This is a genomic window from Verrucosispora sp. CNZ293 (genome assembly GCF_002754655.1).
In genome coordinates this window covers 2640454-2666351 of record NZ_PEFR01000001.1, presented here as the reverse complement: position 1 = coordinate 2666351, position 25898 = coordinate 2640454, and the positions used below count along the sequence as shown (strand labels likewise).

24 protein-coding genes and 2 pseudogenes are annotated in these 25898 nt (G+C 71.9%); 12 read left to right on the top strand and 14 right to left on the bottom strand.

Going from position 1 to position 25898, the window contains the following annotated elements:
• Positions 1-62: 62 nt before the first annotated feature.
• Positions 63-827, top strand: coding sequence for an EcsC family protein (locus tag CLT74_RS12160; protein WP_099846624.1), 765 nt, complete (start codon positions 63-65; stop codon positions 825-827).
• Here CLT74_RS12160 and CLT74_RS12155 read toward each other — a convergent pair.
• Together CLT74_RS12155 and CLT74_RS12150 are read right to left on the bottom strand one after the other, a co-directional pair.
• Positions 815-1666, bottom strand: coding sequence for a GDSL-type esterase/lipase family protein (locus CLT74_RS12155; RefSeq protein ID WP_099846623.1), 852 nt, complete (start codon positions 1664-1666; stop codon positions 815-817). The genes CLT74_RS12160 and CLT74_RS12155 overlap by 13 nt on opposite strands.
• Positions 1667-1806: 140 nt before the next feature.
• Positions 1807-2403, bottom strand: coding sequence for an antibiotic biosynthesis monooxygenase (locus tag CLT74_RS12150; RefSeq protein WP_099846622.1), 597 nt, complete (start codon positions 2401-2403; stop codon positions 1807-1809).
• Between the two features lie 136 nt (positions 2404-2539).
• On the opposite strand from CLT74_RS12150, the gene CLT74_RS12145 reads away from it, so the two are divergent.
• From CLT74_RS12145 to CLT74_RS12130, 4 genes are all read left to right on the top strand, one after another.
• Positions 2540-3361, top strand: a complete 822-nt coding sequence (locus tag CLT74_RS12145; protein WP_099846621.1) for an NAD(P)H-binding protein — start codon at positions 2540-2542, stop codon at positions 3359-3361.
• A 61-nt stretch (positions 3362-3422) separates the two neighbouring features.
• Positions 3423-3686: a DUF6343 family protein gene (locus CLT74_RS12140; protein ID WP_099851852.1), complete on the top strand. Its 264-nt coding sequence runs from the start codon at positions 3423-3425 to the stop codon at positions 3684-3686.
• 14 nt (positions 3687-3700) lie between these two features.
• A complete protein-coding gene (locus CLT74_RS12135; RefSeq protein ID WP_099846620.1) occupies positions 3701-5113 on the top strand; it encodes an NADP-dependent succinic semialdehyde dehydrogenase in 1413 nt (470 codons plus the stop codon).
• A gap of 42 nt (positions 5114-5155) precedes the next feature.
• Positions 5156-6115, top strand: coding sequence for a TIGR03885 family FMN-dependent LLM class oxidoreductase (locus CLT74_RS12130; protein WP_099846619.1), 960 nt, complete (start codon positions 5156-5158; stop codon positions 6113-6115).
• 88 nt (positions 6116-6203) lie between these two features.
• Here CLT74_RS12130 and CLT74_RS12125 read toward each other — a convergent pair whose 3' ends face one another.
• Positions 6204-6743, bottom strand: a complete 540-nt coding sequence (locus tag CLT74_RS12125) for a GNAT family N-acetyltransferase (protein WP_199172171.1) — start codon at positions 6741-6743, stop codon at positions 6204-6206.
• A gap of 159 nt (positions 6744-6902) precedes the next feature.
• Positions 6903-9512, bottom strand: a complete 2610-nt coding sequence (locus CLT74_RS12120) for a glycoside hydrolase family 9 protein (protein WP_099846618.1) — start codon at positions 9510-9512, stop codon at positions 6903-6905.
• Positions 9513-9732: 220 nt separating this feature from the next.
• On the opposite strand from CLT74_RS12120, the gene CLT74_RS12115 reads away from it, so the two are divergent.
• Positions 9733-10461 (top strand): protein phosphatase 2C domain-containing protein, encoded by a 729-nt coding sequence (locus CLT74_RS12115; RefSeq protein WP_099846617.1) that lies wholly within the window; start codon positions 9733-9735, stop codon positions 10459-10461.
• Between the two features lie 4 nt (positions 10462-10465).
• Here the strand turns inward: CLT74_RS12115 and CLT74_RS31315 are convergent.
• The 4 genes and pseudogenes from CLT74_RS31315 to CLT74_RS12100 form a co-directional block, all read right to left on the bottom strand.
• A pseudogene (locus CLT74_RS31315) lies at positions 10466-11506 on the bottom strand (ATP-dependent helicase C-terminal domain-containing protein); the annotation flags it as partial.
• A 132-nt stretch (positions 11507-11638) separates the two neighbouring features.
• Positions 11639-13147 (bottom strand): annotated as a pseudogene (locus tag CLT74_RS31310) (helicase-related protein); the annotation flags it as partial.
• 450 nt (positions 13148-13597) lie between these two features.
• Positions 13598-13789 (bottom strand): DUF397 domain-containing protein, encoded by a 192-nt coding sequence (locus CLT74_RS12105; RefSeq protein ID WP_099846615.1) that lies wholly within the window; start codon positions 13787-13789, stop codon positions 13598-13600.
• A gap of 43 nt (positions 13790-13832) precedes the next feature.
• On the bottom strand, positions 13833-14675 hold the full coding sequence (locus CLT74_RS12100; protein WP_099846614.1) for a Scr1 family TA system antitoxin-like transcriptional regulator: 843 nt from the start codon (positions 14673-14675) through the stop codon (positions 13833-13835).
• A 141-nt stretch (positions 14676-14816) separates the two neighbouring features.
• Between CLT74_RS12100 and CLT74_RS12095 the strand changes: the two genes are divergently transcribed.
• The 3 genes from CLT74_RS12095 to CLT74_RS12085 are packed head-to-tail and all read left to right on the top strand — an operon-like array spanning position 14817 to position 17594.
• Entirely contained in the window at positions 14817-15443 is a 627-nt protein-coding gene (locus CLT74_RS12095) for a GOLPH3/VPS74 family protein (RefSeq protein WP_099846613.1), read from the top strand.
• Positions 15444-15480: 37 nt separating this feature from the next.
• Complete coding sequence (locus CLT74_RS12090) at positions 15481-17004, top strand: APC family permease (protein ID WP_099846612.1); 1524 nt, start codon at positions 15481-15483, stop codon at positions 17002-17004.
• Positions 17001-17594, top strand: coding sequence for a GNAT family N-acetyltransferase (locus CLT74_RS12085; RefSeq protein ID WP_486582267.1), 594 nt, complete (start codon positions 17001-17003; stop codon positions 17592-17594). The genes CLT74_RS12090 and CLT74_RS12085 overlap by 4 nt, the downstream gene beginning before the upstream one ends.
• A 66-nt stretch (positions 17595-17660) precedes the next feature.
• Here CLT74_RS12085 and CLT74_RS12080 read toward each other — a convergent pair whose 3' ends face one another.
• Positions 17661-18485: a SigB/SigF/SigG family RNA polymerase sigma factor gene (locus CLT74_RS12080; RefSeq protein ID WP_099846611.1), complete on the bottom strand. Its 825-nt coding sequence runs from the start codon at positions 18483-18485 to the stop codon at positions 17661-17663.
• A gap of 391 nt (positions 18486-18876) precedes the next feature.
• Here CLT74_RS12080 and CLT74_RS12075 point away from each other — a divergent pair, with 391 nt between their 5' ends.
• Positions 18877-19611, top strand: a complete 735-nt coding sequence (locus CLT74_RS12075; RefSeq protein WP_099846610.1) for an acetoacetate decarboxylase family protein — start codon at positions 18877-18879, stop codon at positions 19609-19611.
• Here CLT74_RS12075 and CLT74_RS12070 read toward each other — a convergent pair.
• Entirely contained in the window at positions 19560-21149 is a 1590-nt protein-coding gene (locus CLT74_RS12070; RefSeq protein ID WP_099851844.1) for a phospholipase D-like domain-containing protein, read from the bottom strand. The two genes, CLT74_RS12075 and CLT74_RS12070, sit on opposite strands and share 52 nt — an antisense overlap.
• Positions 21150-21272: 123 nt before the next feature.
• On the opposite strand from CLT74_RS12070, the gene CLT74_RS31305 reads away from it, so the two are divergent.
• The gene (locus CLT74_RS31305; RefSeq protein ID WP_486582266.1) at positions 21273-21401 is read left to right on the top strand and encodes a hypothetical protein; all 129 of its coding nucleotides are present in this window, start codon (positions 21273-21275) and stop codon (positions 21399-21401) included.
• A 51-nt stretch (positions 21402-21452) separates the two neighbouring features.
• Here CLT74_RS31305 and CLT74_RS12060 read toward each other — a convergent pair whose 3' ends face one another.
• Both CLT74_RS12060 and CLT74_RS12055 read right to left on the bottom strand, forming a co-directional pair.
• The gene (locus CLT74_RS12060; protein WP_099846608.1) at positions 21453-22439 is read right to left on the bottom strand and encodes a pirin family protein; all 987 of its coding nucleotides are present in this window, start codon (positions 22437-22439) and stop codon (positions 21453-21455) included.
• Between the two features lie 10 nt (positions 22440-22449).
• Positions 22450-22932 (bottom strand): MarR family transcriptional regulator, encoded by a 483-nt coding sequence (locus CLT74_RS12055; protein ID WP_099846607.1) that lies wholly within the window; start codon positions 22930-22932, stop codon positions 22450-22452.
• A 173-nt stretch (positions 22933-23105) separates the two neighbouring features.
• Between CLT74_RS12055 and CLT74_RS12050 the strand changes: the two genes are divergently transcribed.
• Positions 23106-23627: a GNAT family N-acetyltransferase gene (locus tag CLT74_RS12050; protein WP_099846606.1), complete on the top strand. Its 522-nt coding sequence runs from the start codon at positions 23106-23108 to the stop codon at positions 23625-23627.
• A 60-nt stretch (positions 23628-23687) separates the two neighbouring features.
• On the opposite strand, the gene CLT74_RS12045 is transcribed toward CLT74_RS12050, so the two are convergent.
• Positions 23688-24275: a general stress protein gene (locus CLT74_RS12045; protein ID WP_099846605.1), complete on the bottom strand. Its 588-nt coding sequence runs from the start codon at positions 24273-24275 to the stop codon at positions 23688-23690.
• 190 nt (positions 24276-24465) lie between these two features.
• On the bottom strand, positions 24466-25863 hold the full coding sequence (locus CLT74_RS12040) for a glycoside hydrolase family 6 protein (RefSeq protein ID WP_099846604.1): 1398 nt from the start codon (positions 25861-25863) through the stop codon (positions 24466-24468).
• Between the last annotated feature and the right edge of the window lie 35 nt (positions 25864-25898).

The window sequence follows — 25898 nt, the reverse complement described above, 5'->3', positions numbered from 1 at the left end:
CCGACGGTACGCCGTTGCCACGGCGGGGTACACATGGATGGGCCCCACCGAGAGGAGAGGTGATGAGCGATCCCGTGCCCGCCGAGGGCCAGCCCGTCACCCCGGCCCCGCCCGCGCCGGGCGGCCGGGTTGCCGAGGCACCGCCGGCCACGCTCTGGGACCGGATGCGCCAGGACCCGCAGTACGCTCCCGAACATCTGGCCCTGGAGGCGGTGCGCCGGCTCGGACCGGAGGCCGCGCAGTGGGCGCAGCGGATCCGCGCCGCCCAGCCCGGGATCAGCGCCGAGGTCCTGGCCGAGCAGGCGGTACGTCGGTTCGTCAACCAGGCCCGGCTCTCCGGTGCGGTCTCCGGTGCGGCCGGACTGCCCGGCGCGGTGATCGACGTGGGTGTGCTGGCCTGGACCCAGTCCCGCATGGTCCTGCACGTCGCCGCCGCGTACGGCGTCGACCCGACGCATGCCGACCGGGCGACCGATCTGCTCGTGCTGCAGAAGGTGCACAAGGTCGCGGCGAGTGCCCGGGTGGCGCTCGGCGTGGCGGCCGGGCGGGAACGGGCGGGCGCGCTGTTCGGCGGCGGTGGGCAGGCCCCGCTCGGTCGGGTGATGCTGCACCTCGGGGTACGCCTCGCCCAGATGGCCGGGGTACGCGCGGCGAAACGGATGTTCGCCAAGGTGGTCCCCGGGGCGGCGATCATCCTCGGCACCTGGGCCAACTCCTCGGCCACCAAGAAGCTGGCCGACCGCTCCCGGGCGCTCTACCGCCAGCAGAGCGGCCCGCACATCCCGTCGCCACGTCGTCCCGATGAGCCCGGTGATCAGTCGGCGTAGCCGGAGGAGCGCCAGGTCACCTCGGCGAGCCGGGACTGACCGGCGGTGTTGGGGTGGAAGTAGTCGAGCGCGTTGACCAGATCAAGATCGAACCGGACCCGGTGCGCGGCGCCGCCGTCGTAGCGGCATCGGGAGCCGTACGCCCGGCAGGCGGCCTTCAACTGCCCGTTGTACGCGGAGATCCGTTCCCGGAAGGCCGCGCGGCGGCTCCGATCCGCGGGCGCGGTGGACGTCGCGTCAGCGAGCAGGGCCGGACAGACACCCCGTCGCCAGGCGCGTACCGCCCGGGGCTCGTCATGGCCGACCTCCCAGAGCCGGTACAGGTTGGGGATGCTGACGACCAGGACCCGGGCCTTCGGACGCCCCTCGCGCAGCACCCGCAGCCCCCTGTCGATCTCGGCGCGGAACTCGGCCACCGGGGTCATCGCGTCGATCGTGGCGCGGCAGGCGTCGTTGGCGCCGACGAGCACCGTCACGTAGTCGGCGCGGTCGCGTACCGCGGCCTCCGCCTGCCCGGCCAGCGCCCCGGCCCGGGCCCCGGGCCGGGCGTGGTTGTGCGCCTTGCCGCGCAGCGCCGGGTTGCGGTCGAGCAGGCGACGGTAGTGGCTCTCCACCCGCAGGCCGTCCCCCGTCGACCAGGAGTTGCGCTGGCATGAGCTGAGCAGCAGGCACGACCCGAAGCCGGTGGTGATCGAGTCGCCGAGGGCGGCGACGACCCGGGGGGAGCCGGGCTGGCCCGTGCCGCCCGACGGTCGGGGGGCCGCGTCGCCGCCCGCCTCGCAGGCCAACGCGACGAGGGCGAGCAGGCAGACGGCGGCGGTGGTCCAGCGTCCAGGCATGACTTCCCCAGCCTCACAGCGCAGAGCGACGGCACGGTGACTCTACGCGCGTAGGCCGTGCTGGTCGCTCGTTGCTGTCGGGGATGCGGCAGTGCTCTGTCGTACGCCTGGCCGCCGTGCTATGCGGCCCGGCCGCTGCGCTACCGGTGCCAGGGTGCCCGCTGGCCGTGCAGCCACCAGTGCAGGCCCCGGGTGATCCGGGGCAGCACCAGGTAGGTCATCAGCGGGGTCAGGGTGAGCGTCATGAGAAGTACCCGCGCCGCGGTCGGCAGGCCCGGCAGGAACTGACCGGTCAGCAGCGTGGCGGTCAGGCTGAGCGGGAAGAACGCCAGCCAGATGGTCACCGCCTGCTTCCAGCGTGGCGGCGACGGCGGCACTGTCGGTTCGGCGTCGAGCGGTTCGATGTCCGCCGCGCGCGGCGGGTCGAACCAACCCTCGATGCCGGTCCGTCGCTCGACGTGGGTGTGCTCGACGATGCCCTGCGCCGAGGTCAGCCACCAGTGTCGCTGCGGCGACTCCTCCCAGCGGCGCAGGGTGTCCGGGTCGGCGAACCGGTACAGCATGTGCCAGTCGCCCGATCCGGGGGCGCGGCGCACCCAACCCGCCCCCAGGAAACCCGGGAACGCCTCGGCCAGCGCCGTGCCGGCCCGCATCCACGCCACCATCTCGTCGGTGCGGGCGGGGTCGGCGCGTCGGGCGACGGCGACGGTCACCGGCTCGGCATGGCTCACGGTCATGGGTCCATGTTCCCCGCCGGTGCCCGGATCGGCCGGGTCCGGCCGGGCCGGTGTAACGCAACGCACGGCCGGAGCCGATGGGGTCGGGCGGCTTTGGCCGTCGGCTTCTGTCACAGGCGGCTGCTCGACTGGGCGCATGACGAACCAGGACATGATTCTCGTGCTCGGCGCCACCGGTACGACCGGTCGGCGCGTCGTCCGCCGGTTGCGGGGCGCCGGTCACCCGGTCCGATCCGCCTCCCGCACCGGAGAGTCGCGCTTCGACTGGACCGATCCGAGTTCCTGGCGGGCGTCCCTCGCCGGGGTCACCGCGATGTATCTGATGGCGCCACACGACCGGCCGGTCGAGTCCGATTTCGTCCGGCTGGCGGTGGAGCACGGGGTGGGCCCGGTGGTGCTGCTCTCCAGCCGGGCGATCGAGGCGATGGGTGACGAGCGACTGATGGCCGCGGAGGAGACGGTACGGGCCTGCGGCGCGCAGTGGACGATCCTGCGCCCCGACTGGTTCGACCAGAACTTCGACGAGGGATTCTTCCGGGAGGCCGTGCTCGCCGGGGAGATCGCCGTGCCGGTTGGCGACGCCCGTCAGTGCTTCGTCGACGCCGATGACATCGCAGACGTAGCGGTCGCCGCCCTCACCGGTGCCGGACACTCCGGCCGGACGTATGAGATCACCGGCCCGGACGCGCTCTCCTTCGGCGAGGCCGCGGAGATCCTCACCGAAACGGTAGGCCGCCCGGTGCGTCATCTCGGTACGGCCGACGACTACCGGGCGGCGATGCTCGCGCTGGGTGTACCGGCCGAGCAGGTGGCGGGCGAGATCGCCGCGTTCGGGGCACTGCGCGACCTGGGCGACGGCCAGCCGACCGGGACGGTCCGGCAGGTCACCGGCCACGACCCGAGGAGCTTTGCCGCGTACGCCGCGGAGGCAGTGGCCCGTGGCGCCTGGCGTTCCTGATCGTCCGGTACCGGAACCCCGGGCGACGGTTAGCTCCGGCGGCGCGGGGTAGGTGGAGGTGATGACGAGATCACAGCCTCGGCGTGCCCGTGGCACGGTCGGTCACGCGAACAGCGCACTGAACCTGCGACTGGCGCTGGCCAGCTTCGGGCTCGTCACCATGACCGTTTTCGCGGTGCTTGCGTTCCGTGCCGACGTGGCCTGGTTGGGCGTCGTCTGCGCCGTGTTCGCGGTGGTCGCCGTCGTCGACCTGATCGTCATCCAACGTCGTCGCGCCGCCCGCCGTCGGGAGGAGCCCGGCGTGCGGCACTCGCTCTTCGAGTGACGGGAGTAACCCTGATGACCATCGCCACCACCAATCCGGTGACCGGCCAGGTGCTCAAGACGTACGAGGCGATGTCGGACGAGCAGATCGACGGCGCGATCGAGCGGACCGACCTGGCGTACCGGCAGCTGCGCGACACCACGATCGAGCAGCGCGGGCGGTGGCTGATCGCGGCGGCCGACCTGCTGGAGGCGGAACGGGACGAGATCGCCCGGCTGATGACCACCGAGATGGGCAAGACGCTCGCCGCAGCCAGGGCCGAGGTCACCAAGTGCGCCACCGCCTGCCGCTTCTACGCCGGCCGGGCTGCCGAATTCCTCGCCGACGAGCCGGCCGACGCCGAGGCGGTCTCGGCGACCCGGGCGTTCGTCCGCTACCAGCCGATCGGGCCGGTGCTGGCGGTGATGCCGTGGAACTTCCCCCTCTGGCAGGTGATGCGCTTCGCCGCGCCGGCCCTGATGGCCGGCAACACCGGCCTGCTCAAGCACGCCTCGAACGTGCCGCAGACCGCGCTGCTGCTGGAGGACCTGTTCCGGCGGGCCGGCTTCCCCGAGGGCGCGTTCACCACCCTGCTTGTCGGCTCCGACGCGGTGGACCGGATCCTCAGCGATCCCCGGGTACGCGCCGCCACGCTGACCGGCAGCGAGGTCGCCGGCCGGTCGATCGCGCAGATCGCCGGCCGGGAGCTGAAGAAGACGGTGCTGGAACTGGGCGGCAGCGACCCGTTCGTGGTGATGCCCTCCGCCGACGTGGAGCTTGCCGCGCAGGTTGCCACCACCGCCCGCTGCCAGAACAACGGCCAGTCCTGCATCGCGGCCAAGCGCTTCATCGTGCACACCGACGTCTACGACGCCTTCGCCGAGGCGTTCGCGCATCGGATGTCGGCGCTGCGGGTGGGTGACCCGATGGACGACGGCACCGACGTCGGCCCGCTGGCCTCCGAGCGGGGCCGCGACGAGGTCGACGCGCAGGTCCGGGATGCGGTCGACAAGGGCGCCACGGTGCTCTGCGGTGGTGAGAAGCCGGCCGGGGCGGGCTGGTTCTACCCACCGACGGTGGTGACGGATCTGAACCCGGGCATGCGGATGTGGGCCGAGGAGGTGTTCGGGCCGGTTGCCGGGTTGTACCGGGCCTCGTCGTACGAGGAGGCGGTCGAGCTAGCCAACGGCACCAGCTTCGGGCTCGGCTCGAACGCCTGGACCCGCGACCCGCAGGAGCAGCAGCGGTTCGCCACCGACCTGGAGGCCGGTGCGGTGTTCATCAACGGGATGACGACGTCCTACCCCGAACTGCCCTTCGGCGGGGTGAAGAACTCCGGCTACGGCCGGGAACTCTCTGCCCAGGGCATGCACGAGTTCTGCAACGTCAAGACGGTCTGGGTGGGGGAGGGCGTGGCCACCGCCGGTGCCGGTGCCCACTCCGAGTAACCGCTGCTTACAACGCTGGCCGGCTGGGTAGTGAAGGGCGGCATGACGGCGATCGCGTTTCACGCTTCCCACGAGCAGATCCACCCGCGTGAGCTGCTGGAGGCGGTGGTCCACGCCGAGCAGGTCGGCTTCGACGCCGCCATGTGCTCGGACCACTTCGCCCCCTGGAGCGAGCGTCAGGGCCACTCCGGATTCGCCTGGTCCTGGCTCGGCTCGGCGTTGCAGGCCACAGGTCTGTCGTTCGGGGTGGTCAACGCGCCCGGGCAGCGCTACCACCCGGCGATCATCGCGCAGGCGATCGGCACCCTCGCCGCCATGTACCCGGGCCGCTTCTGGGCGGCGCTGGGCTCCGGTGAGGCGGCGAACGAGCACATCACCGGCGACGCGTGGCCGCGCAAGGACATCCGCAACGCCCGGCTGCGGGAGTGCGTCGACGTCATCCGCGCCCTGCTGGCCGGCGAGGAGGTCAGCCACGACGGCCTGGTCCGGGTAGACCGGGCGAAGCTGTGGAGCCGCCCGGAGCAGCCGCCGGCGCTTGTCGGCGCCGCGGTCAGCGTCGCCACCGCCCGCTGGTGCGCCGAGTGGGCGGACGGCCTGATCACGGTCAACGCGCCGACCGACCACCTGCGCCGCATGATCGACGCCTACCGGGATGCGGGCGGACGTGGACCGTTGCACCTACAGGTGCACCTGAGCTGGGCACCCGCCCAGGCCGAGGCCGAGGCGATCGCCTACGACCAGTGGCGCAGCAATGTCTTCGCCCCGCCGGTCTGCTGGGATCTGGCCACCCCGGAGCACTTCGACGTGGTCTCCGCCGAGGTGCCGATGGCCCGACTCGCGGAGGTGGTCAACATCTCCGCCGACCTGGGCCGGCACGTCGGCTGGCTGGAGGAGTACGTCGACCTCGGCTTCGACCAGATCGCGCTGCACCACGTTGGCCAGGACCAACGCCCCTTCCTCGACACCTTCGGCGACCAGGTCCTACCCAAACTCCGCGCCTGACCCACCCCCCACCGACCCCGGCCTGGCCGTGTCGATCATGAGGTTAGCGGCACGTTGATCGACAACTGCCGCTAACCTCATGATCAACTCAAGGGGGTGGGAGGGGGCGGGTTAGGAGTTGGCCGGGCCAGGGGGAACGGTTGGGGCGTTCGACTGTGAAGGGGGCGGTGGGGGTGAAGCCCTGGCGTTCGTACCAGCGCACCAGTGCGCCGTCGTCGCCCGCGTAGCAGTCCACCCGCAGTAGCCCGACCCCGCGGTCCCGGGCCAGGTCGGCGGCGTGCGCCAGCAGCCGCCCACCGATTCCCCGTCCGGCGTACGCCCGGTCGGTGACCAGCAGGTTGACATACAGCTCCGGCTCGGTCGCGGGGGGCACGTACTCGGTGGCGGCCCCGACGACCAGCGCGCCGACCGGGCGTTCTCCTGCCTGAGCCAGCCACAGCCCGCCGCCGGTGGCCCACGCGTCGGCCTGGGCGATCCGGCGGGGATCTGTCGAGGCGGGCTCGATGCCCCACTGTCCGGTCCGCCCTCGCGCCACCAGCCAGGCGGTCGCGTCGTCGAGCAGCCGCAGCACCACCCCCGCGTCCGCCGGCTCGCCCTGACGCAACACCACCTCGTCGAGATCACCCACGTCCCTATCCTGCCGCACGGCGCCGTTCCCGCCCTTCGTGCCAGACGACCAAGAAGTTCTGGTCCGGATCCATGTGGATCCGGACCAGAACTTCTTGATCACTTCATCGGGGTGGGGGCCGGGTGGGGCGCCGGTCGCCGACGGCACCCCACCCGGGGATCAGGACACGGTGCAGGCCGCGCCGTTGACCGTGACCAGGTTGGGAGCGGGGTTGGCGCCACCGCCGGTAGTGGCGTTGAAGCCGAACATCACCGAACCACCCGGGTTGATCCGCGAGTTGTACGACTCGCTCTTCGCGGTCACCGTGGCTCCGGACTGCGTCACGTTGGCCATCCACGCGTCGCGCACCTTGGCGTCACCGGTGAAGGCGAACCGGGCGGTCCAGCCGTTCACCGCGGCGGTGCCGGTGTTGCGGATGTTCACCTGGGCGGTGAAGCCGGTACCGCCCTGCCACGAGCCGTAGTTGGTGTACGACACCGAGCAGGTGGGTGCCGGCACCGCGCCGGAATCGCCCTGGTCGGCCAGGAACGAGGAGATCCAGGCCAGCGCCGAGTTCCAGTTGATCGCCACCTCGTTCGTGGAGTACGAGGCGATGTCGTCGACGAAGCAGAACATCGGGGCGCAGCCCTCGAGCAACTGCTCCACGAACGGGTCCTGGAGGGCGGCGTTCGGTCCGCCGGCGATCGAGCCGGCGGGCGGCTTCGGCATGCTCGGGTTGAGCTGGAAGCCGAAGATCCGGCTGTGCTGGTTTTCCGCCGCGTGCTCGCCCCACCCGGTGACGTACGAGATGTTCAGCGCGTTGCGGCCGAGGATGTAGTCCATCGTCTGCACCGCGCCGTCGCGGTACTTCGCCGCTCCGGTCAGGTCGAACGCGGTGGCCAGCACGACGGCGTTGTTGATGATGGCGCCGTTGCCGCCCCAGAAGTAGCTGTTCGGGTCGCCGGGCATGGGCAGCCCGTACGCCTGCCGGCCGATCTCGGCGAGGTACCTGTCGGCGGCGGCGGTGACCGAGGCACGGATCCGGGTCAGCTCGGCCGCCGGCAGCCCGCTCGGCACGGTCGCCAGGTCGAGGCGGCCCAGCGCGGCCACGCTCTGCCAGCCGAAGCCACGGGGGTCGAAGACGTCACCGGTGTGGTGCGGCGAGGCGGTCAGGTCGGTCAGGTAGGTGCGTTCGCCGGTGGTCAGGTACAGCTCGGCGGCCGCCCAGTAGAACTCGTCGGTCACGTTCGTGTCGTCGTACGGGCCACCGCCGTTGCCGGTCGACGGAGCGTACCGGGCGGGGTTGGCCTTGGCCGCCGCGTACGCGGTCTTCGCCGCCTTGCCGCAGCGCTGCGCGAACTCCTTGTCGTACGGAGCGAACAGCCGGGCGCACTGGGCGGCCGTGGCGGCCAGGTTCAGAGTGGCGGCGGTGGACGGCGGGTGCAGCTCGCGCGGCTCCGGGTCGTCCTCGGGCTGCATCGGCAGGCCGGTCCAGTTCCGGTCGTGAATCTTGTGGTGGGCCATTCCGGCCAGCGGCTTGCCGGCCGGCACCTGCATCCGCAGCAGGAACTCCAGCTCCCAGCGGGCCTCGTCGAGGATGTCCGGTACCCCGTTGTCGCGCTCGGGCAGCCGCAGCGTGCCGTCACCGAGGTCGGCGCCGAATCCGCCGGTGGCGGCGTTCTTGGTCCGCTCGAAGCTGTTCAGCAGCTGGTAGGTGGCGATGCCGCCGTTGACCACGTACTTGCCGTGGTCGCCCGCGTCGTACCAGCCGCCGCGCACGTCGAGGCGGTAGTCGCAGGCTCCGGCGGCACAGGGCACGTCGGTGTCACCCTGGTTCGGGGCGACGCCCAGGTGTCCGGCGGGGCGGGCGTACTCCTCGCCGACCAGGTCACCGTCGATCTCAATGCCGCTGCGCTGGATGTAGAAGAACTGCAACGCGTCCGACCGCAGCTGGTCGTAGAGCGTGCCGGAGATGTCGAACGGGTGGCTGACCTCGCCGTCGACGGCCAGCGTCAGCCCCTGCCCCGGCGTGCGGTACGAGGAGAAGTCCACCGAGTGCACGTTCTGCGCGGACGCCTGGTCGACGCCGCGGGGAGTGGTGGTGCCGCTGGCCAGCACGGCTCCCGAGGCGGAGTGCAGCTGCCACGGCAGTGCCTCGGTGGCCTCGGTGACCACTGTGGCGTTCTTCGGCCCGCCCGGCAGGTAACCGACCTGGTTCACCCGGACCCGGGGACCGGTGTCCGGCACGTACGGCTCGGGTGGGTTGCCGCCGCGCAGCGAGATGTTGTCCAGGCAGACGGTCCGCGCCTCGGCGCTACCGCCGATCTGGAAGATCAGCTGGGCGCGCTCGTCGTCGGTCGGGGCGACGAAGGTGCGCTCGACGCGCTGCTGGGTCGACGTCGCGGCGGCGGTGACCGAGTAGTAGCCGGTGTAGGGCTCGCTGCCGAGTTGCAGCACGGCGGCCACCGGGCCACCGGGGCTGGAGGTGACGTCGAAGCCGAGGGTGTACTCGGCGCCGGCGATGAGTGGAAGCGCGTCGTGGCCGATGCCGGCGTCCCAGGGGTTGGCCAGGCCGGCGGAGACGGTGGCGCAGAGCTGGCCGTCCACCACGCCAAGGGAGTTGGTGCCGTAGGAGAACCAGGGCGATGAGCCCTCGCTGAAGTCACCGTTGCGGATCTGTTCAGGTGCGTCGGCGGGTGGGTCGGCGAATGCGGTGCCGGCGCTAACACCGACCAGCGCCACAGCGGTCGCTGCGGCGAGCACCGCGAGACGACGTCGGGATGGCGTCACGGGGGAGTCCTTCCGACGAGCGGGACGGAACTGGCGAAGTGGGGGTACGAAGCTGGGAGCGCTCCCAGGTATCGGGCATGTTTCCAGGGCGCGCAGGACATGTCAATCGATCGCATCCGATGAGAATTCACGTTCACCGTCAGTGAGATTCACCGCGCCACGCCGGCTGGTCCTGATCTCCTAGAGACAACCGCGCCCTACTCCTGGCAGGCTGCGTGCCATGACCCTGAAGCTGCGTTCCGCCGGGACGAGCGACCGTGGGCTGATCCGCAGCGGAAACCAGGACGCGTTGCACTGCGGCACCTGGCTGGTCGCCGTCGCCGACGGCATGGGCGGCATGGCCGCCGGGGATCTGGCCAGCGCCATCGCCATCGGGGCAGTGGCGCCGCTGGACGTGGAGACGCCGGAGGACGTGCTGGTAGCCGCACTGCAGAACGGCATCCGGCTGGCCACCGAGCGGATCCGCCAGGCGGTCGCCGAGGATCCCCAACGGCAGGGGATGGGCACCACGCTCACCGCGCTGCTGTTCGCGCGTACCGGCAGCTGCCTGGCGCTGGCCCACGTCGGTGACTCCCGGGCCTACCTGTTCCGGGACGGGGTGCTCAAACAGATCACCCGGGACGACACCTTCGTGCAGATGCTCGTCGACCAGGGGCTGATCACTCCCGACCAGGCGGTCAGCCACCCCCGCCGGGCCGTGGTGACTCAGGCGTTGCAGGGCGACGAGGTCTCCCCGACGTACGCGACGATGGTGCCCCGGGCCGGCGACCGCTGGCTGCTGTGCAGCGACGGGTTGTCCAACGTCGTCCGCGCCGACACCCTGGCCGAGGTGCTGGCCAGCCAGCCGGAACGAGACGCCTGCGGGCGCACACTCATCGATCTGGCGTTGCAGGCCGGCGGGCCGGACAACATCACAGTCGTCATCGCCGACGTGGTCGACGAGCCGTGAGCATTCAGGAGCGCCGCCCGACCCGCCGGGTCGGCGTGGCCGTGGTGGGGTCCTCCGGCCAGGGGTGCCGCGGATAGCGTCCGCGCAGCTCGGCGCGGACCTGGCGGTAGCCGGAGCGCCAGAACGAGGCGAGATCGGCGGTGACCGCCACCGGCCGTCCCGCTGGGGAGAGCAGGTGCAGCAGCACCGGCACCCGCCCGCCACCGACCCGGGGTGCCTCCGGCCAACCGAAGGTCTCCTGAAGCCGGACCGCCAGGACCGGCGCGGTCGGGTCGGCGTAGTCGACCCGGATCCGCGAACCGCTCGGCACCGTGATCCGCTCCGGCGCCAGCTCGTCCAGCCGGCCGGCCAGTGGCCAGGGCAGCAGCCGGCGTAGCGCACCGGCCACGTCGACCCGGGCCAGGTCGGCCCGGCGTCGGGCGTTTGCCAGTTCCGGCCCCAGCCAGAGCTGCGCGCCGGCCAGCAGCGCCTCGTCGGAGACGTCGGGCCAGTCGTCACCGAGCGCGCACCGGCAGAACGCCAGCCGCTCCCGCAGCGCTCTGGCTCCCGGCGTCCAGGTCAGCAGATCGAGGCCGGTGTCGCGCAGCCCGGTCAGCAGGGCAGCGGCCACCTCGTCCCGGTCGGGTCGAGCCAGCGCTCGGTCGGTCAGCCCGATGGCACCCAACCGGAGCACCTCCCGGGCCACCACGTCCCCACCCGACCACCCGATCTCCCGCTGGGTGCGGAGCAACGGGCCGGCCACCTCGCGCGCGGTCGCCTCGTCGATGACGGCGGCGAGCCGGATCCGGGCGGCCGGTGCGCCCGGAGCACGGTCGGCCACCGCGATGGCCAACCATTCGACGCCCACCAGCCCCGACCCGGGCGTCAGCTCCGCCGCGGTCCCGCCGCTCATCAGGTACGCCGAACCGCCCGCCCGGCGCGCCCGGGCCAGCCGTTCCGGGTACGCCAACCCGACCAGCAGCCCGGCGGCGAGGTCATCGGGCAACCACGGCCGCTGATCGCCCACCGACCGCTGCCCACCCGGCCCGCCCGGCGGTGTCCGTCCGCCCGGTGTTGTCCGCTCGTGCGGTGCTGTGGGCCCGGGCGCCGTTGTTCGTCCCGCCGTCATCTCGCGTCCGTCCGGCACCGGGCCCGGCTCCGACCGCCCGTCCGGTTCTCCCGGCCTGCCAGGGATCTGCGGCCGGTCGGGCAGGGCGGCGCGCAGCCGGCGTACCTCCGCTCGCCAGCGGGCGGTGGCGCCCGGGTCGGTGCCGGCACGCAACCGACGCCAGGCGGCAGCGAGATCGTCGCCGGACCCGACAACCGTCGACTCGGCGAGCAACGCCACCACCTGCGCGGCGCGGTCGGCACCCACCCGGTCGGCCCCGTCGAGCAGGGCGCGGGCGAGCCGGGGATGCGCTCCGGCGGCGACGACGGCCCGGCCCCGCTCGGTGATCCGCCCGTCCGCGTCGATCGCACCGAGTGCGCTCAGGGTCTCGGACGCCACAGCCATCGCCGCCGCCGGAGGCGGATCGGGAAGCGCCAGCCCGGCTCCGCCGGGTGCGCCCCAGGCGGCGAGTTCCAGGGCGAAGCCGGTCAGGTCAGCGGTGGCGATCTCCGGTTCCGGCTGCGCGGGCAGCCGCTCGTGCACTGCCGGCGACCAGCACCGGTACACCTGGCCGGCCGCCTCCCGACCGGCCCGGCCGGCTCGCTGCGTCGCCGCCGCGCGGGACACGGCCACGGTGACCAGCGCGCCCAGCCCCCGGGCCAGGTCCAGTCGAGCGACCCGGGACAGGCCCGCGTCCACCACCGTCCGCACGCCCGGCACGGTCAGGCTGCTCTCCGCCACCGCCGTGGCCAGCACGACCCGCCGCCGTTCTCCCGCCCGCAGCGCGGCGTCCTGTTCGGCGCCGCTCTGGCGGCCGTGCAGGCGTAGCACGTCGACGCTGTCGCGCAGGTCGACCAGCCGGCCGGCGACGGCGGCGATCTCACCCACGCCGGGCAGGAACACCAGCAGGTCACCGTCCTGCTCGCGCAGCGCCCGCCGGACGGTGGCCGCGACGTGGTCGAGTAGCACCCGATCCACCGGCCCCGCGCCGGGCGGTGGCGCGGGTCGGGTCGGCGGTGCCCAGATACGGGTCACCGGATGCAGCGCCGACGACGCCCGAACCACAGGCGCCGGCGCCGTACCGCCGATCAGCGCGGCGAAACGGTCCGCCTCCGGGGTCGCCGACATGGCCAGCAGCCACAACTCGGGACGCAACGCGGCCCGGGACTCCACACTGAAGGCGAGCGCCAGATCGGCGTCGAGCTGACGCTCATGGATCTCGTCGAGCAGCACCGCGTCGACGCCGGCCAGCTCCGGGTCGTGGTGCAACCGGCGGACCAGCAGACCGGTGGTCACCACCTCCACCCGGGTACGGGGTCCGGCCCGCCGCTCACCCCGAACCGCGTAGCCGATCCGACCACCGACCGTCTCGCCGAGCAGGGCCGCCATCCGTCGGGCGGCTGCCCGGGCGGCCACCCGACGCGGCTGGGCGACGATCACCCGCCCGGTCACCGCCTCGGCCACGGCGAGCGGGGCGAGGGTGGTCTTACCGGTGCCCGGCGGGGCGACCAGGACCGCGCTGCCCGCCGAGCGCAGCGCCGCCACAAGCGCCGGCAGCACCGGCCGGACCGGCAGGTCGATCGCCACCTCGGAGAGCACGACCCAGTCTCGCACCGCCCCCACTAAGCCCCGTGCCCCTGTCCCCCTGCCGCTGCCGGCCGTGCCGCTGGCCGCCGTGCGCTGGTGCCGGTGTGCTGGTCCCGGGTGCTGGCCCATGGGCTGGTCCGTGCGCTTGACCGGTGCGCTGCCTCCTGGTGCGCTCGGCCGTCGCTGGCCGGGAGTGCGTGGGTTGAAGCAGAGCAAAGGGCGGAGGGAAGGATGTGGGTGGCGCGGTGTCGTGATCGCGGACAGTAACCTGCTGTGCGCGGATCTGTCGGTGGCAGATGGTGACGGCGCGGGTGTACTGGAGGTCATGCCGGGAGAACCGGTCGATCCCGACGACGCACGAACGTGACGGGGGCGGCCCGGCGGCGGTCACGGGCCGCCCGGTCGACAGCAGTGCGGGGCGGGAACTGGTGGGCGGTGCGGGTGGGAGCGGTGCGGGGTGGGTCAGCGACTGTGGACGCTGGCGACGAAGATGCGCCAGGCCGACGGCGGGAAGGTCAGCACGGGGCCGCGACGGTCCTTGCTGTCCCGTACCGCGACTCCACCGTCGACGGTGGCCACCTCGACGCAGTTGCCATTGCCCACACTGCGCGTGCTGGTGCGCCACTCCGCCCGGGACAGGTCGAGCGCGGTCATCGCGATCCCTTCGTCGATACCGACAGTGACCGCGATGCAGCGGTCACGTAAAGTAGCGAGAAGCTTCCTTCAGGCGGATCAGGGACGCCGCTGGATCGAGTGCCAGACTGCACAGCCTCTCGTGCACAAGGCTATACGAGCGCACTTGCGCGGCCTCCTCCAGTGCCAGGCCAGTGGAGAGATTTTCCAGGTAGACGACGGCCGCGTCGGCCGCGTCGGCGAAGGTGAGGATCACGTACGGCGAGTTCATCGCCGGATGCCCGCCAGCGTCGAAGGGAAGTACCTGGATGGTGACGTTGGGTAGTTGAGCGATGGTCTCCAGGTGGGTCGTCTGCCCCGCCATGACGCTGCGATCGCTGACAGGGCGTAGTAATACTGCCTCGTTCAGCACCACCGACAGGTCCACCGGATCGTCGCCGCGCAGCACATCCTGCCGGCGTAGCCGGGCAGCCACCTTGCGGTCCAGATCGTCCTCGCCGGCGGTGAGCCGGTACACCTCACGGGCGTACGCCTCGGTCTGCAACAGGCCGGGCACCGCCTCGGCTTCGTACGTGCGCAGGGTGGCGGCCTCGGCCTCCAGTCCGACGTAGAACTCGAACCAGTCCGGCAGCACGTCGCTGTAGTGCTGCCACCAGCCACGTTGCTGGGCGCCCCGGGCGATCTCGATGAGCGCCTCGGCGTCGTTCCCGGTGACCTGGTACAGCGCGAGCGCGGCTCGGACATCGCGGGGCTTGATGCCGATCTGCGCGTTCTCGATGCGCGACAGGTTGCTCTTGGACATGTCCAGCTGCCGGGCGGCGACATCCAGGGTCATCCCGGCACGTTCCCGCAACTGGCGTAGTTCGCGGGCGATACGGCGGCGTCGGACGGTGGGGCTCGCGGTCACCCTCCGAGTCTGTCACGGGAAAAGGCGCAGGTCGCACCACCACGGAGTGCAACTGCCGAAAACGGGAGTTGCGTTGCAGTTGCGCTCGGTGCATCCTTTCCCGGTTAGCGATCACTGTGGACGGCCGGCTCGGGAGGACGTGTGCTCACCGCCGACGAGTTCTTTCTGATCGCGCACAACGACACCCGGGGCAAGGCGAAGCTGCACCCGGCGGCGACCAGCCTCGGGCTGGCCGGGGGGCTCCTCGGCGAGCTGATCCTCTATGGACACATCACGGTCACCGCCGGCCAGGTCGGCGTGATCGACCGTCGACCTCCGGCTGACGCGTTGGCGCACACCGTGTTGGACCAGTTGGTCGGCGAGGCACAGCACCAGTCGGTGCGGACCTGGCTCAGTTTCCTCGCCCAGACCTCGGTGACCTCGGTCGGGGAACGGCTGTCCCGGGCCGGCGTGCTGCGGCGGCAGGAGAGTCGGCGGCTGCTCCGGACCAGTGTCACCTACCAGCCGATCGACCTCAACGTGGTGGCCTGGCCGGCCACCCGGCTGCGGGCGCTGCTGGAGCGGGCCGAGCCGCCGAGCGTGCCCGACGCGACGCTGCTCGGGCTGGTCGCCGCCGCCGGACTGACCCGAGAGGTGCTGTGGAGCGCTGGTCCGCGCGCACACCACCGACTCAATCTGATCATCCCGGCTCTGCCGGCCCCGCTGAAGGAACTCGTGGCGCACACCGAGGCCGCCGTCGGTGCGGCGGTGCTGCGCGGCGCCCCCTGACCCGGTACACCCCCTTCCCCTCAGACCGGAGCAGTACATGTCCTCGACAGCGACAACCGAACGACCGAGCAACGTCTCCGAGGCGCTGGCCCGTGGCCGGCTCGGCGTACCCTCGGTGATCTTCTTCGTCCTCTCCGCGGCGGCCCCGCTGACCGTGGTCGCCGGTGTGGTCACCACCGGCTACGGGGTCATCGGAGTGCTCGGCATTCCGCTGGCCTTCCTGGCGGTGGCCGCCGTCCTCGCGGTGTTCTCCGTCGGCTACGTGGCGATGGCCCGTCGGATGGCCAACGCCGGTGCCTTCTACGCGTACGTGGCCCGTGGGCTGGGACGCCCGGCCGGGGTGGGTACGGCCTGGGTGGCCCTGATCGCCTACAACGCCCTTCAGGTCGGGCTCTACGGCACCATCGGCGCGGCAGCGGCACCGGTGCTGGACCGGCTGTTCGGGATCACCCCGCAGTGGTGGATCGTGGCGCTTGTGGCCTGGGCGCTGGTGGCGATGCTGGGCCTGCTCCGGGTGGACATCAACGGCATGGTGCTGGCGGCGCTGCTCTGCGCCGAGATCGCCATCATCGTGGTGTTCGACCTCGGCCAGTTGGGCAACCCGGCCGCCGGTGGCATGAGCTTCGCCGCGTTCTCGCCGGAGAACTTCTTCGTGCCGGGGCTCGGCGCGGTGCTGGTGCTGGCGATCCTCGGCTTCGTCGGTTTCGAGGCGGCGGTGGTGTTCAGCGAGGAGAGCAAGGATCCCCGGCGTACGGTGCCGATGGCCACCTACCTGTCCGTGGCGATCATCGCGGTGGTCTACGCGCTCTCCTCGTGGAGCATGACGGTGGCGGTCGGACCGGACCGGATCGTCGAGGAGGCCGGCACCCAGAGCGTCGAACTGATCTTCAACCTGGCCGGGGCGCACCTGGGTGACACCGTCCTGACCATCGGGCAGGCGCTCTTCCTGACCTCGGTGCTGGCCGCGATGATCTCGTTCCACAACACCACCGCGCGCTACACCTTCGCGCTGGGCCGGGAGCGGGTGCTGCCAGCGGTGTTCGGACGGACCTCACCGACCACCGGCGCACCCCGGGCCGCCTCGCTGGCGCAGAGCGCGCTCGGCCTGCTGGTGATCATCCTGTACGCGGTGAACGGCTGGGACCCGGTCCTGCAGCTGTTCTTCTGGCTGGGCACCAGCGGTGGTTTCGGCGTGCTGTTGATGATCGCCACCACCGCGGTCGCGATCATCGCGTACTTTGCCCGCAGCGGTGAGCAGGAGACGCTGTGGCGGCGGGTGATCGCGCCCGGCATCGCCGCGATCGCGCTGATCGCGATCATCGTCCTGGCGGTGCAGAACTTCGCCAACCTGCTCGGGGTCGAGCCCGACTCGCCGCTGCGCTGGGCGATTCCGCTGGCCTACCCGGTGGCGGCGCTGCTGGGCGGGCTGTGGGGTCTGTCGCTGCGGCGACGGCGTCCCGACACGTACGCCCGGATCGGCCTGGGCGCGGAGAGCGCGGCGGCCGTCGTGACCCCCTCGCCGGCCACCGAGCCGGCGCCCACGGCGGAGGCGCGGCGGTGACCCGGCCGGCAATCGGTCAGCTCGGCGAGGGCGACGCCCGCTGGGTCGCCGCGCGGATCGCCGAGGCGTTCATGGTGCTGGACCAGCCCCGCTGGCTGGTGCCGGACGAAGCCAAGCGGGAGGCGGTGCTGGCCGGGAACTTCGAGATCATCGTCGACCACGCCCTCCGGCACGGTCTGGTGTTCGGCACCGAGGATCGGACCGGGGTGGCGGTCTGGCTGCCGTCGGTCGGCGAACCGCTGCCACCGCCGGAGGACTACGACGCCCGGCTGGCCTCGGCGTGCGGGGAGTGGACCCCGAACTTCGTGCACCTTGACGAATTGTTCGCGGCCAACCATCCGCATGCCGATCATCACCATCTGGCGTTGCTGGCGGTGCGTCCGGACCGCCAGGGCCAGGGTGTCGGCACGGCGCTGCTGCGCCACCACCACGCCTGGCTGGACGCCAACGGCATGCCGGCGTACCTGGAGGCGAGCAGCGAGACCAGCCGCGACCTGTACGCGCGGCACGGCTACCGGGTCGCCGAGCCGTTCCGGCTGCCCGACGGCACGCCGTTCTGGCCCATGTGGCGGGAACCCGTCGCCGGCTGAGCCGCCCCGCACACGATGGTGGCCGGGCCCGTCGGGCCCGGCCACCAACACCACCCCTCAGCGGGTCTAGTACGTGCCGTCGAGCTGCCCCCGCAGCTTCGTCAGGGCCCGGGCCAGCAGCCGGGACACGTGCATCTGCGAGACGCCGATCTGATCGGCGATCTGCGACTGCGTCAGGTTGCCGTAGAACCGCAGCGTGAGAATCTTCTGCTCCCGCTCGTCGAGCGTGGCCAGCGCGGGGCCCAGCGCCACCCGCAGCTCGGCCAGCTCGAACTCGCTGTCCTCACCGCCGAGCATGTCGCCCAGCTCGGTCGCGCGGTCACCGTCACCGGTCGGGGTGGACAGCGACACCGCGTTGTACGCGCGGGCGCCCTCCAGACCCTCCAGCACCTCTTCCTCGGTGAGCTTGAGGTGGGCGGCGATGTCGGCGACCGTCGGGGAGCGGCCCAGGGTCTGCAGCAGCGAGCTGTTGGCGTCCGAGATGGCCAGCCGCAGCTCCTGCAACCGCCGGGGTACCCGGATGTCCCACGTCCGGTCGCGGAAGTGCCGCTTCAGCTCGCCGATGATGGTGGGGATCGCGTAGCCGGCGAAGTCGACCCCACGGGAGGGGTCGAACTTGTCGATGGCCTTGATGAGGCCGACGGCGGCGGTCTGCGCGAGATCGTCCGTGGGTTCGCCCCGACCGCTGTAGCGGTGGGCGAGGTGGTTGGCCAGCGGCAACCAGGCCTCGATTGCCCGGTCGCGCAGCGCGGCCCGGGACGGGTGCCCGGCCGGCAGCGCGGCCATGGCGTTCAGCAGCTCGGCGGCGCTGTCGGTGAGCGAGCGCGGGTCGAGCTTCGGGGCGGTGGTTGCCGAGGTGGTCGCCGATTCGGTGATCGTTGACGCGGTCATGGTGGTCCTCCCTGCACCTCGTCCGCGGATATAGACGTGACGCTTTGGTTAGTTGTGTTAGTACGTTCGGGAGTCACCTTAGCCCGATCGTCTCCCAGAAATCTAGCCGAACGGACGATGTACTTACGTTATTTCTTGGCAGGAAAACGACAAAACGGGTCAGTGTGGCGCGCCGATGGCAGGGAGATCGTCACGGACGCGCCGGCAGGATGACCGATCGGGCCAGTCCCGAATGCCCGAACGACCCTCGCCCTCAGGCTGTGCGAGGGCGGCAGGACGCCGAACGGATGACGTCCACCGCAGAGGGCAAGCGGAGTGTCACCAATCCGTCCTTGTCCCGTGAACGGGACTGGGCCTAGCGTCGCGGGTACATCCCTGATCCGGAGGTGCCGTGCTCGATCCTGCCGTTCCCCACCTCGTCGTGAACTGCCGGACGCTGTACTTCAGCTGGCTGCCGGCGGATCCGGACGCGGTGGCGGCGCTCGTTCCCCCGGGGCTGCGACCCCACCCGGACCGGGAAGTCTTCATGAACCAGTACGTGGTGGAGGACGCGAGCCAGACCTCCGGCTTCGGCTCGTACACGTTGACCTATCTCGGCGTCACGCTCGTCGGCATGGACGCGCCGGACGGGGTGACCCCGGGCGGCTGGTGGACCGACTACGTCACGTGCAGCGAGCGGGTACGCGGCTACGCCCTGGCCCGGGGCGCGCCGGCCGTGCCCGGCCGCACCAGCATCACCGCGCACGGCGACACGATCGTCACCGAGACCAGCATCGCGGGCGACCCGGTGATCCGGGCCCAGGTGCGGGTCGGCGACACCGGGCATGCGGTGCACAACGGCCACCACCGTTACCTGACCGAGCTGCACGGTCAACTGATCAGCAGCATCTACCCGGTGGTGGCCGAACCGTCCAGCTCGTTCGAGATCGAGTCGGTCGAGTTCCTCGACCCGAACCACCCGGTGTACGCGTTGCGCCCGGAGAACCCGCTCACCATCGCCTGGGGCTACTACTCACCGCGCTCCTCGTTCGCGTACCCGGGCGGGCTGACCGTGCTGGGCGAGGTGGAGCCGGGTTACCAGGTGCCGGACCGGCGGGCGCGCAGCGGTCTGCCGTCCGGATCGTAGACCAGGCGGTACACGGGCAGCGCCCAGGCCCGGACCCACCAGGGCAGTCGCCGGGTGCGGTGTGGTCGCAGCCGGCCGGGCGGGCGTGGGCCCACCTGCCCGCCGTCGTGCCAGCGCTGCAACGCCTCGGCCGCGGCGGTGATCGCGGCGACCGCGTCGTCCGGGTCGATCAGGTCGGCGTCGTCGCCGCCGTCCGGATCACGGTCCAGGTGCTCGCGGAGCAGGCGCAGGCGTAGCTCCCGGGCGAACCGTCGTGCCCCGTCGCCCTGACCGGCCGGATCGAGCGGGTGGCGGTCGTCGGGGGTGTCGTCAAGTACCGCGCAGGACAGCTCGCTGTCGTGGGTCCAGGACCGCCGGTTGAAGTTGTCGCTGCCGACACAGGCCCACACGTCGTCGACCACGCATGCCTTGGCGTGCACGTAGACCGGCGTGCCGGTCTGGTTCTCCACGTCGAAGACGTGCACCCGCCCGGCGGCGGCCCGCTCGCACAGGGCCAGCGCCTGCTCGCGACCGACGGTGTTCGGCGGCAGGGCCAGCCGGCCGTCCACGTCGGGATGACGGGGTACCACCGCGACCAGGTGCAGCTCCGGATTGTCACGCAGCGCTGCGGCGAAGAGGTCGGCCACCTCGGTGGACCAGAGGTACTGGTCCTCCAGGTAGATCAGCTGGCGGGCCCGACGTACCGCCTTGGTGTAGCCCCGGGCCACCGTGCGCTCGCCGTCCGGGGCGAACGAGTACCGGGGCCGGACCGCCGGATAGGTGCGCAACACCTGAACGTGGTGCGGTCCGCAGACCGGCGGATCGGCAGGTTGCTCCGGCAGCGACCCGGGCGCGAGGTCGCTGCCGCGGAGCCGGTCGCGCAGATAGGCCAGCGGGTTCTCCGAGTCCAGCGGCATCGGGTCGGTCCACCGCTCGCGGAACGTGGTGTCCAGCGCGCCCACCACCGGCCCACGCAGCGCGAGCTGCACGTCGTGCCAGGGCGGATGGTCACCGTAGGCGGCGGCCATCCGTACCGCCTGCGGGTCGCCGTGGTGCGTGTCGTCGTCGCGACGGCTGTGGCACAGGTCGATGCCGCCGACGAAGGCGATGTCCCGGTCGGGGGCCGCCGGGCGGCGCAGCACCACGAGCTTCTGGTGGTGCGATCCGCCTCGCCGGACCCGCTGGTCGAGCAGCACCTCACCGCCGGCGGCGGAAACCGCCTCGCTGAGGTTGCGGTTCTCCTCGTGGCTGTAGGACAACACGTCCAGGTGTGAGCGCCAGATCAGCCCCTTGACCACCACGCCGCGCTGAGCGGCGCGGGCGAACAGCTGGGCGACGGTCGGCCCGTCCGGGCGTAGCCGCTCGTCCGGGTCACCCCGCCAGTCGGCGAAGAAGAGGTGGTCGCCGGCGCCCAGCTCCTCGACCTCGGTGACCAGACGGTCGAAGTACGCGGCACCATGAATCAGCGGCTCGGCGAGGTTTCCACTTGTCCAGACGGGTAACTCAGAGACCGGGTTGGCGCGTTCCGGTGCGGTGAGGAACCAGTCCTGCAGCGGCACGCTCCCGCCCTCGGAGAGGTCGTTCACGTCCTCACGATACGAACCCGGGGTCGGGCTCGCACGCCGGTGAGCTTTCGGCTGACGGAGACCGACCCCCACCCCGAGCAGCGAGGGAGCCGCAGCATGTCCGGCGAGCCGACGAACTCCGCGACCGAAGACCGCGAGCAGGCGGTTGAGGGGGAGCGGGGGGCGCTGTTGACCGTACTGGTGATGGTCCTGCTCGGCCTGGCCGGCATCTTCGCCGTCTCCTGAGCCGGGCGGGCGGCCCCGGGAACCCGGAGCCGCCCTGCGCCCAGTGGTCGATCAGGGGCGCTCGCCCTGGCCGCCGGTGTGCGGCAACCGCTCCGCCGGGACCACACCGAGCCGCCCGGCCTGGAAGTCCTCGAACGCCTGGATCAGCTCGTCGCGGGTGTTCATCACGAACGGCCCGTAGTGTGCCACCGGCTCCCGGATCGGCAGACCGCCCATGATGTAGAGGTCCAGCGTCGGGGTGCGGCTGTCCTGGCGGGCGTTGGCCTTGAACCGCAACGCGTCGCCCGGCCCGTGCACGGCCAGCTGACCGGTGCGTACGCCGCGCCCGTTGGCACCGACAGTGCCTCGACCGCCGAGCACGTACACCAGCGCGTTGAAGTCGGGCCGCCAGGGCAGGTCTACCTGCGCCCCGGGCTCGACCGTCACGTGGGTGACGGTGATCGGGGTGTACGTGGAACCGGGCCCCTGGTGGCCGGCGATCTCACCGGTGATCACCCGGATCAGCGCGCCACCGTCCGGGGTGGTGAGCAGCGCCGCCTGGTTGCCCCGGATGTCCTGGTACTTCGGTGCGCTCATCTTGGCGTCCCGGGGCAGGTTCACCCACAGCTGGGTGCCGTGGAACAACCCGCCGCTGACCACCAGATGCTCCGGCGGGGCCTCGATGTGCAGCAGGCCGCTACCGGCGGTCATCCACTGGGTGTCACCGTTGGTGATGGTGCCGCCGCCGCCGTGGCTGTCCTGGTGGTCGAAGATCCCGTCGATGATGTAGGTGACGGTCTCGAAGCCCCGGTGCGGGTGCCAGGAGGTGCCTTTCGGCTCGCCGGGGGCGTAGTCCACCTCGCCCATCTGGTCGAGCATGATGAACGGGTCCAACTCGTTCATCGGCACCCCGGCGAATGCCTTGCGCACCGGGAAACCCTCGCCCTCGAACCCGCTGGGCGCGGTGGTGAGCCGGCGGACCGGCCGGAACGCGGTGGACTCGTCCAGCCGGGGCAGCCGGGGCAGGACGAGGACGTTGTCGACGGTGATGGCGGGCATCGGAGCTCCTTCAGGTGTCGCCGGGGGTGGCGTCGTTGCCGTCGGCCCCTCGCAGCCGTCGGCCGAGCCGAGTGAAGATCCTGTCCAGCACGGCGACCTCGGCGTCGTCGAGGTCGTCCATGAGATGGGTACGCACGGATCGCAGGTGGTGTGGTGCGGCCTCCCGCAGCGCGAGCAGCCCGGCAGCGGTGAGCACCGCCTCGCTGCCCCGCCCGTCCTGCGGGCAGGGTTGTCGCGCGACCAGGCCCCGCCGCTGCATGGAGGAGACCTGATAGGTCAGCCGGCTGGGCGAGAAGACCAGGCGGTCGGCCAGCTCACCCATCCGCAGTCGCTGCCCGGGCACCTCGGAGAGCAGCACCAGCACGTGGTAGTCGGCGAAGCTGAGCCCGCTGGCGGCCCGCAGGTCGTCCTCCAGGCGGGTGAACAACCGCTGGCTGGCCTCGATGTACGTCCGCCAGGCGGCTCGACGGTCGCGGTCCAGGCTCTCGGTCACGTCGCAACGGTAGCGCCTACTCAAAATTTGAACAAAGAGCCCCTGTGGTGCTCCCGGTGGAGCGCAGGGGAGGGCTTCGACGTCGGTGGTGAAGCTTTGAAGGATATCGACCGGACCGGCTCCGGGAGGTGTCCGGTGGGTGCCCGGCACCGGCGGTGTGAGACTCTGCCGCCGTGGAACTGACCGCTCCCGGCCTGCTGCTGCGTCCCTGGCGGGACACGGACGCCCCCGCCGTCCTGGACGCCTGGCGTGATCCGGCGATCGCCCAGTGGAACCCGCAGGGCGACTCGTTCGACCTCGACGCCGCGCTGCGCTGGCTACGGTGGCGGGCCGACTGGTCCGGCGGCGGGCACGTGTCGTTGGCGGCGGTCGACCCGGCCGATCCGGAGACCCTGCTCGGTTCGGTCTCGCTGCACCGCATTCATGCCGGCGACGCCTCGATCGGTTACTGGACCGTGCCCGCCGCCCGTGGCCGAGGGGTCGCCACGGCGGCCGTCGTACTGCTCAGCGGATGGGCCTTCGCCCACCTCGAGGTGGAGCGGATCGAGCTCTGCCACGCGGTGGCCAACCCGGCGTCCTGCCGGGTTGCCGAGCGCGCCGGCTTTCCGGCCGAGGGCACCTTGCGGCAGTCGCACCGCTACGGCGACGGTCGTCGCTACGACGAGCACCTGCACGCCCGCCTCGCCTCCGACTGACCGGCATCGCGGTGGCGGGCGGCCCCGCGTCCGGCGGGACCGCCCGAGGCGTACGCGGGGTCAGCCCGCTGTCTGTGGCGCGCGCCCACCCAGGTTCAGCCGGGCGAGCACCTGGCGGGCCTGGTCGGCCACGTCGGCCTCCACGGTGACCGCGTACTGGTTGGCCCGCAGCGAGCTGGCGGAGGTGAAGTCCCGCTGCCCGCCCGTCATCGCGTGCGCGACGGCACCGAAGACGGCACCCCAGAGCGCACCGATGACCAGACCGGCGAGGATCACCGCCACCCAGTTCCCGACGGTGAAGATGCCGAACAACAGGCCGATGAACAGACCGAACCAGGCACCCGTACCGGCTCCGACGAGCGCCGCGCGGGCCGTGGTCAGCCGGCCCAGCACCGTCTCCACCAGGGTCAGGTCGGTGCCGACGATGGCTGTGCGCTCCACCGGGAACCTGTTGTCGGCGAGGTGGTCCACCACCCGCTGGGCGGCCGGATAGTCCGGGAACGCGCCGATCGTCACGGTCGGCGGCCCGGTCTGCGGCCCGTGGCCGTCGCCACTGGGAGCCGCCGGACGACCGCCGGGGCCCGACGGGAGGGTGCCGCCGCCGGTCACACCCGGCTGCCAGGCCGAGGGGTTCGACTGTGTGGTCATCTGTCTCCTCCTTCGTCATCAGCCGCCTTCCCGCGCCGGCGCGGCGGTAACACCGTGGCGACGTGCGGCTCGCCGGCCCCGTGCCGCCGCTGGCACGCGACGCGGGGGACCGGGCCAGGCTGGACAGGGGCGGGCCCCCGGCCACCACAGGTACGGGTGGTGGCCGGGGGCCCCGGGACGGGTCAGGTGATCAGGCGCAGGCGGTCCCGTTCAGGCTGTAACCGCTCGGTGCGGACAGGCTGCTGCCGGTGTAGGTGCCCTGGAAACCGACGCTGAGCGTGCCGCCGCTGGACAGGTTGCCGTTCCAGGGGGCGTTGCGGACGGTGATCTGGTTGCCGGACTGGCTCCACTCACCGTTCCAGCCATTGCTCAGCCGTACCCCGGAGGCGACGTTGAAGGTGAGGTTCCAGCCGTTCAGCGCCGAGCCACGGTTGGTGACCCGGATCTCGGCGGTAAACCCACCGGTCCACGTGTTCGGGGTGAACGTCACCGAGCAGCCGCCGCCGGGCGGGTTGGTGGTCGGCGGGGCGGTCGTCGGCGGTGCGGTGGTCGGCGGTGCGGTGGTGGGCGGTGCGGTGGTGGGCGGTGCGGTGGTCGGCGGCGCCGTGGTCGGCACCGGGCCGGCCGCGATGGCCAGGTCGTACGCCCGCTGCGGCACGAACTGACCCGCTGCCGCGATGCAGCCGTCGGCCTCGCCCGGCAGCTTCACCCAGAGGAACGCGTCGATGGCGGAGTCACCGGTGTTCGTGGTGCTCGGGGTGCCGATCGCGCGTCCCGGCGGGTCGCACCACTCGGAGCCGGCCGGACCGTTGCCGTTGCGGCTGGTGTCGACGACCGCCTTCAGCCGGGAGTTGCCGGTGGCCGCGATGATCTGCTTGGCGTACGAGACCTCGTCGGCGGTGCGCCGGTAGTTCGACACGTTCACCGAGATGCCGTCGGCGCTGTTGGCGATGTCGGCGGCGTTCAGCCGGGCGGCGGCCTCACCGGCGGAGAGCCAGCCGCCGTGGCCGATGTCGAAGTAGACCTTCGCCGCCGACGAACCCCGCTTGAGCGCCTTGCCGGCGTACGCCATCGAGGCCCGCACCTCGGCCTGCTGGCTCTCGTTCATGCAGCTGCTCATGATGGGGAGCACGTCGGGCTCCAGGATGATGCTGGCCGGGCGGCCGCCGAGGCCCGCGGCGACCTGGTCCACCCACTGCCGGTAGGCCGAGTGGTTCGGCGCTCCGCCCGCGCTGTGGTTGCTGCAGTCACGGTTGGGGATGTTGTAGACCACCAGAATCGGGATCTTGCCGGCGGCGGCTGCCGCGCCGACGAAGGAGTCCACCTCGGCGCGTACGGTCGAGGTGTTCGTGGTGGTGTACCAGCGGGGCTGGGGGACGCTGGCGATCCGGTCCCGGATCACGGCGGTCTTGGAGTCGTTCGGGTTGGCCGCCACCCAGCGGGCGGCGCTGGTCTGCGGGTCGACGTAGAAGGCGGAGTCGGCGGCCGCGGCGGGCGCGGGGCGCAGCGCGCCCAGGCCGACGCTGCCGGCCACGGTCAGTGCCGTCGCCACGACGCCGACCAGAGCGAACGTGCTTCGGGTTCTCATGGTCTGCTCCTCGTACCCATCGAAGAAAGTGCGTG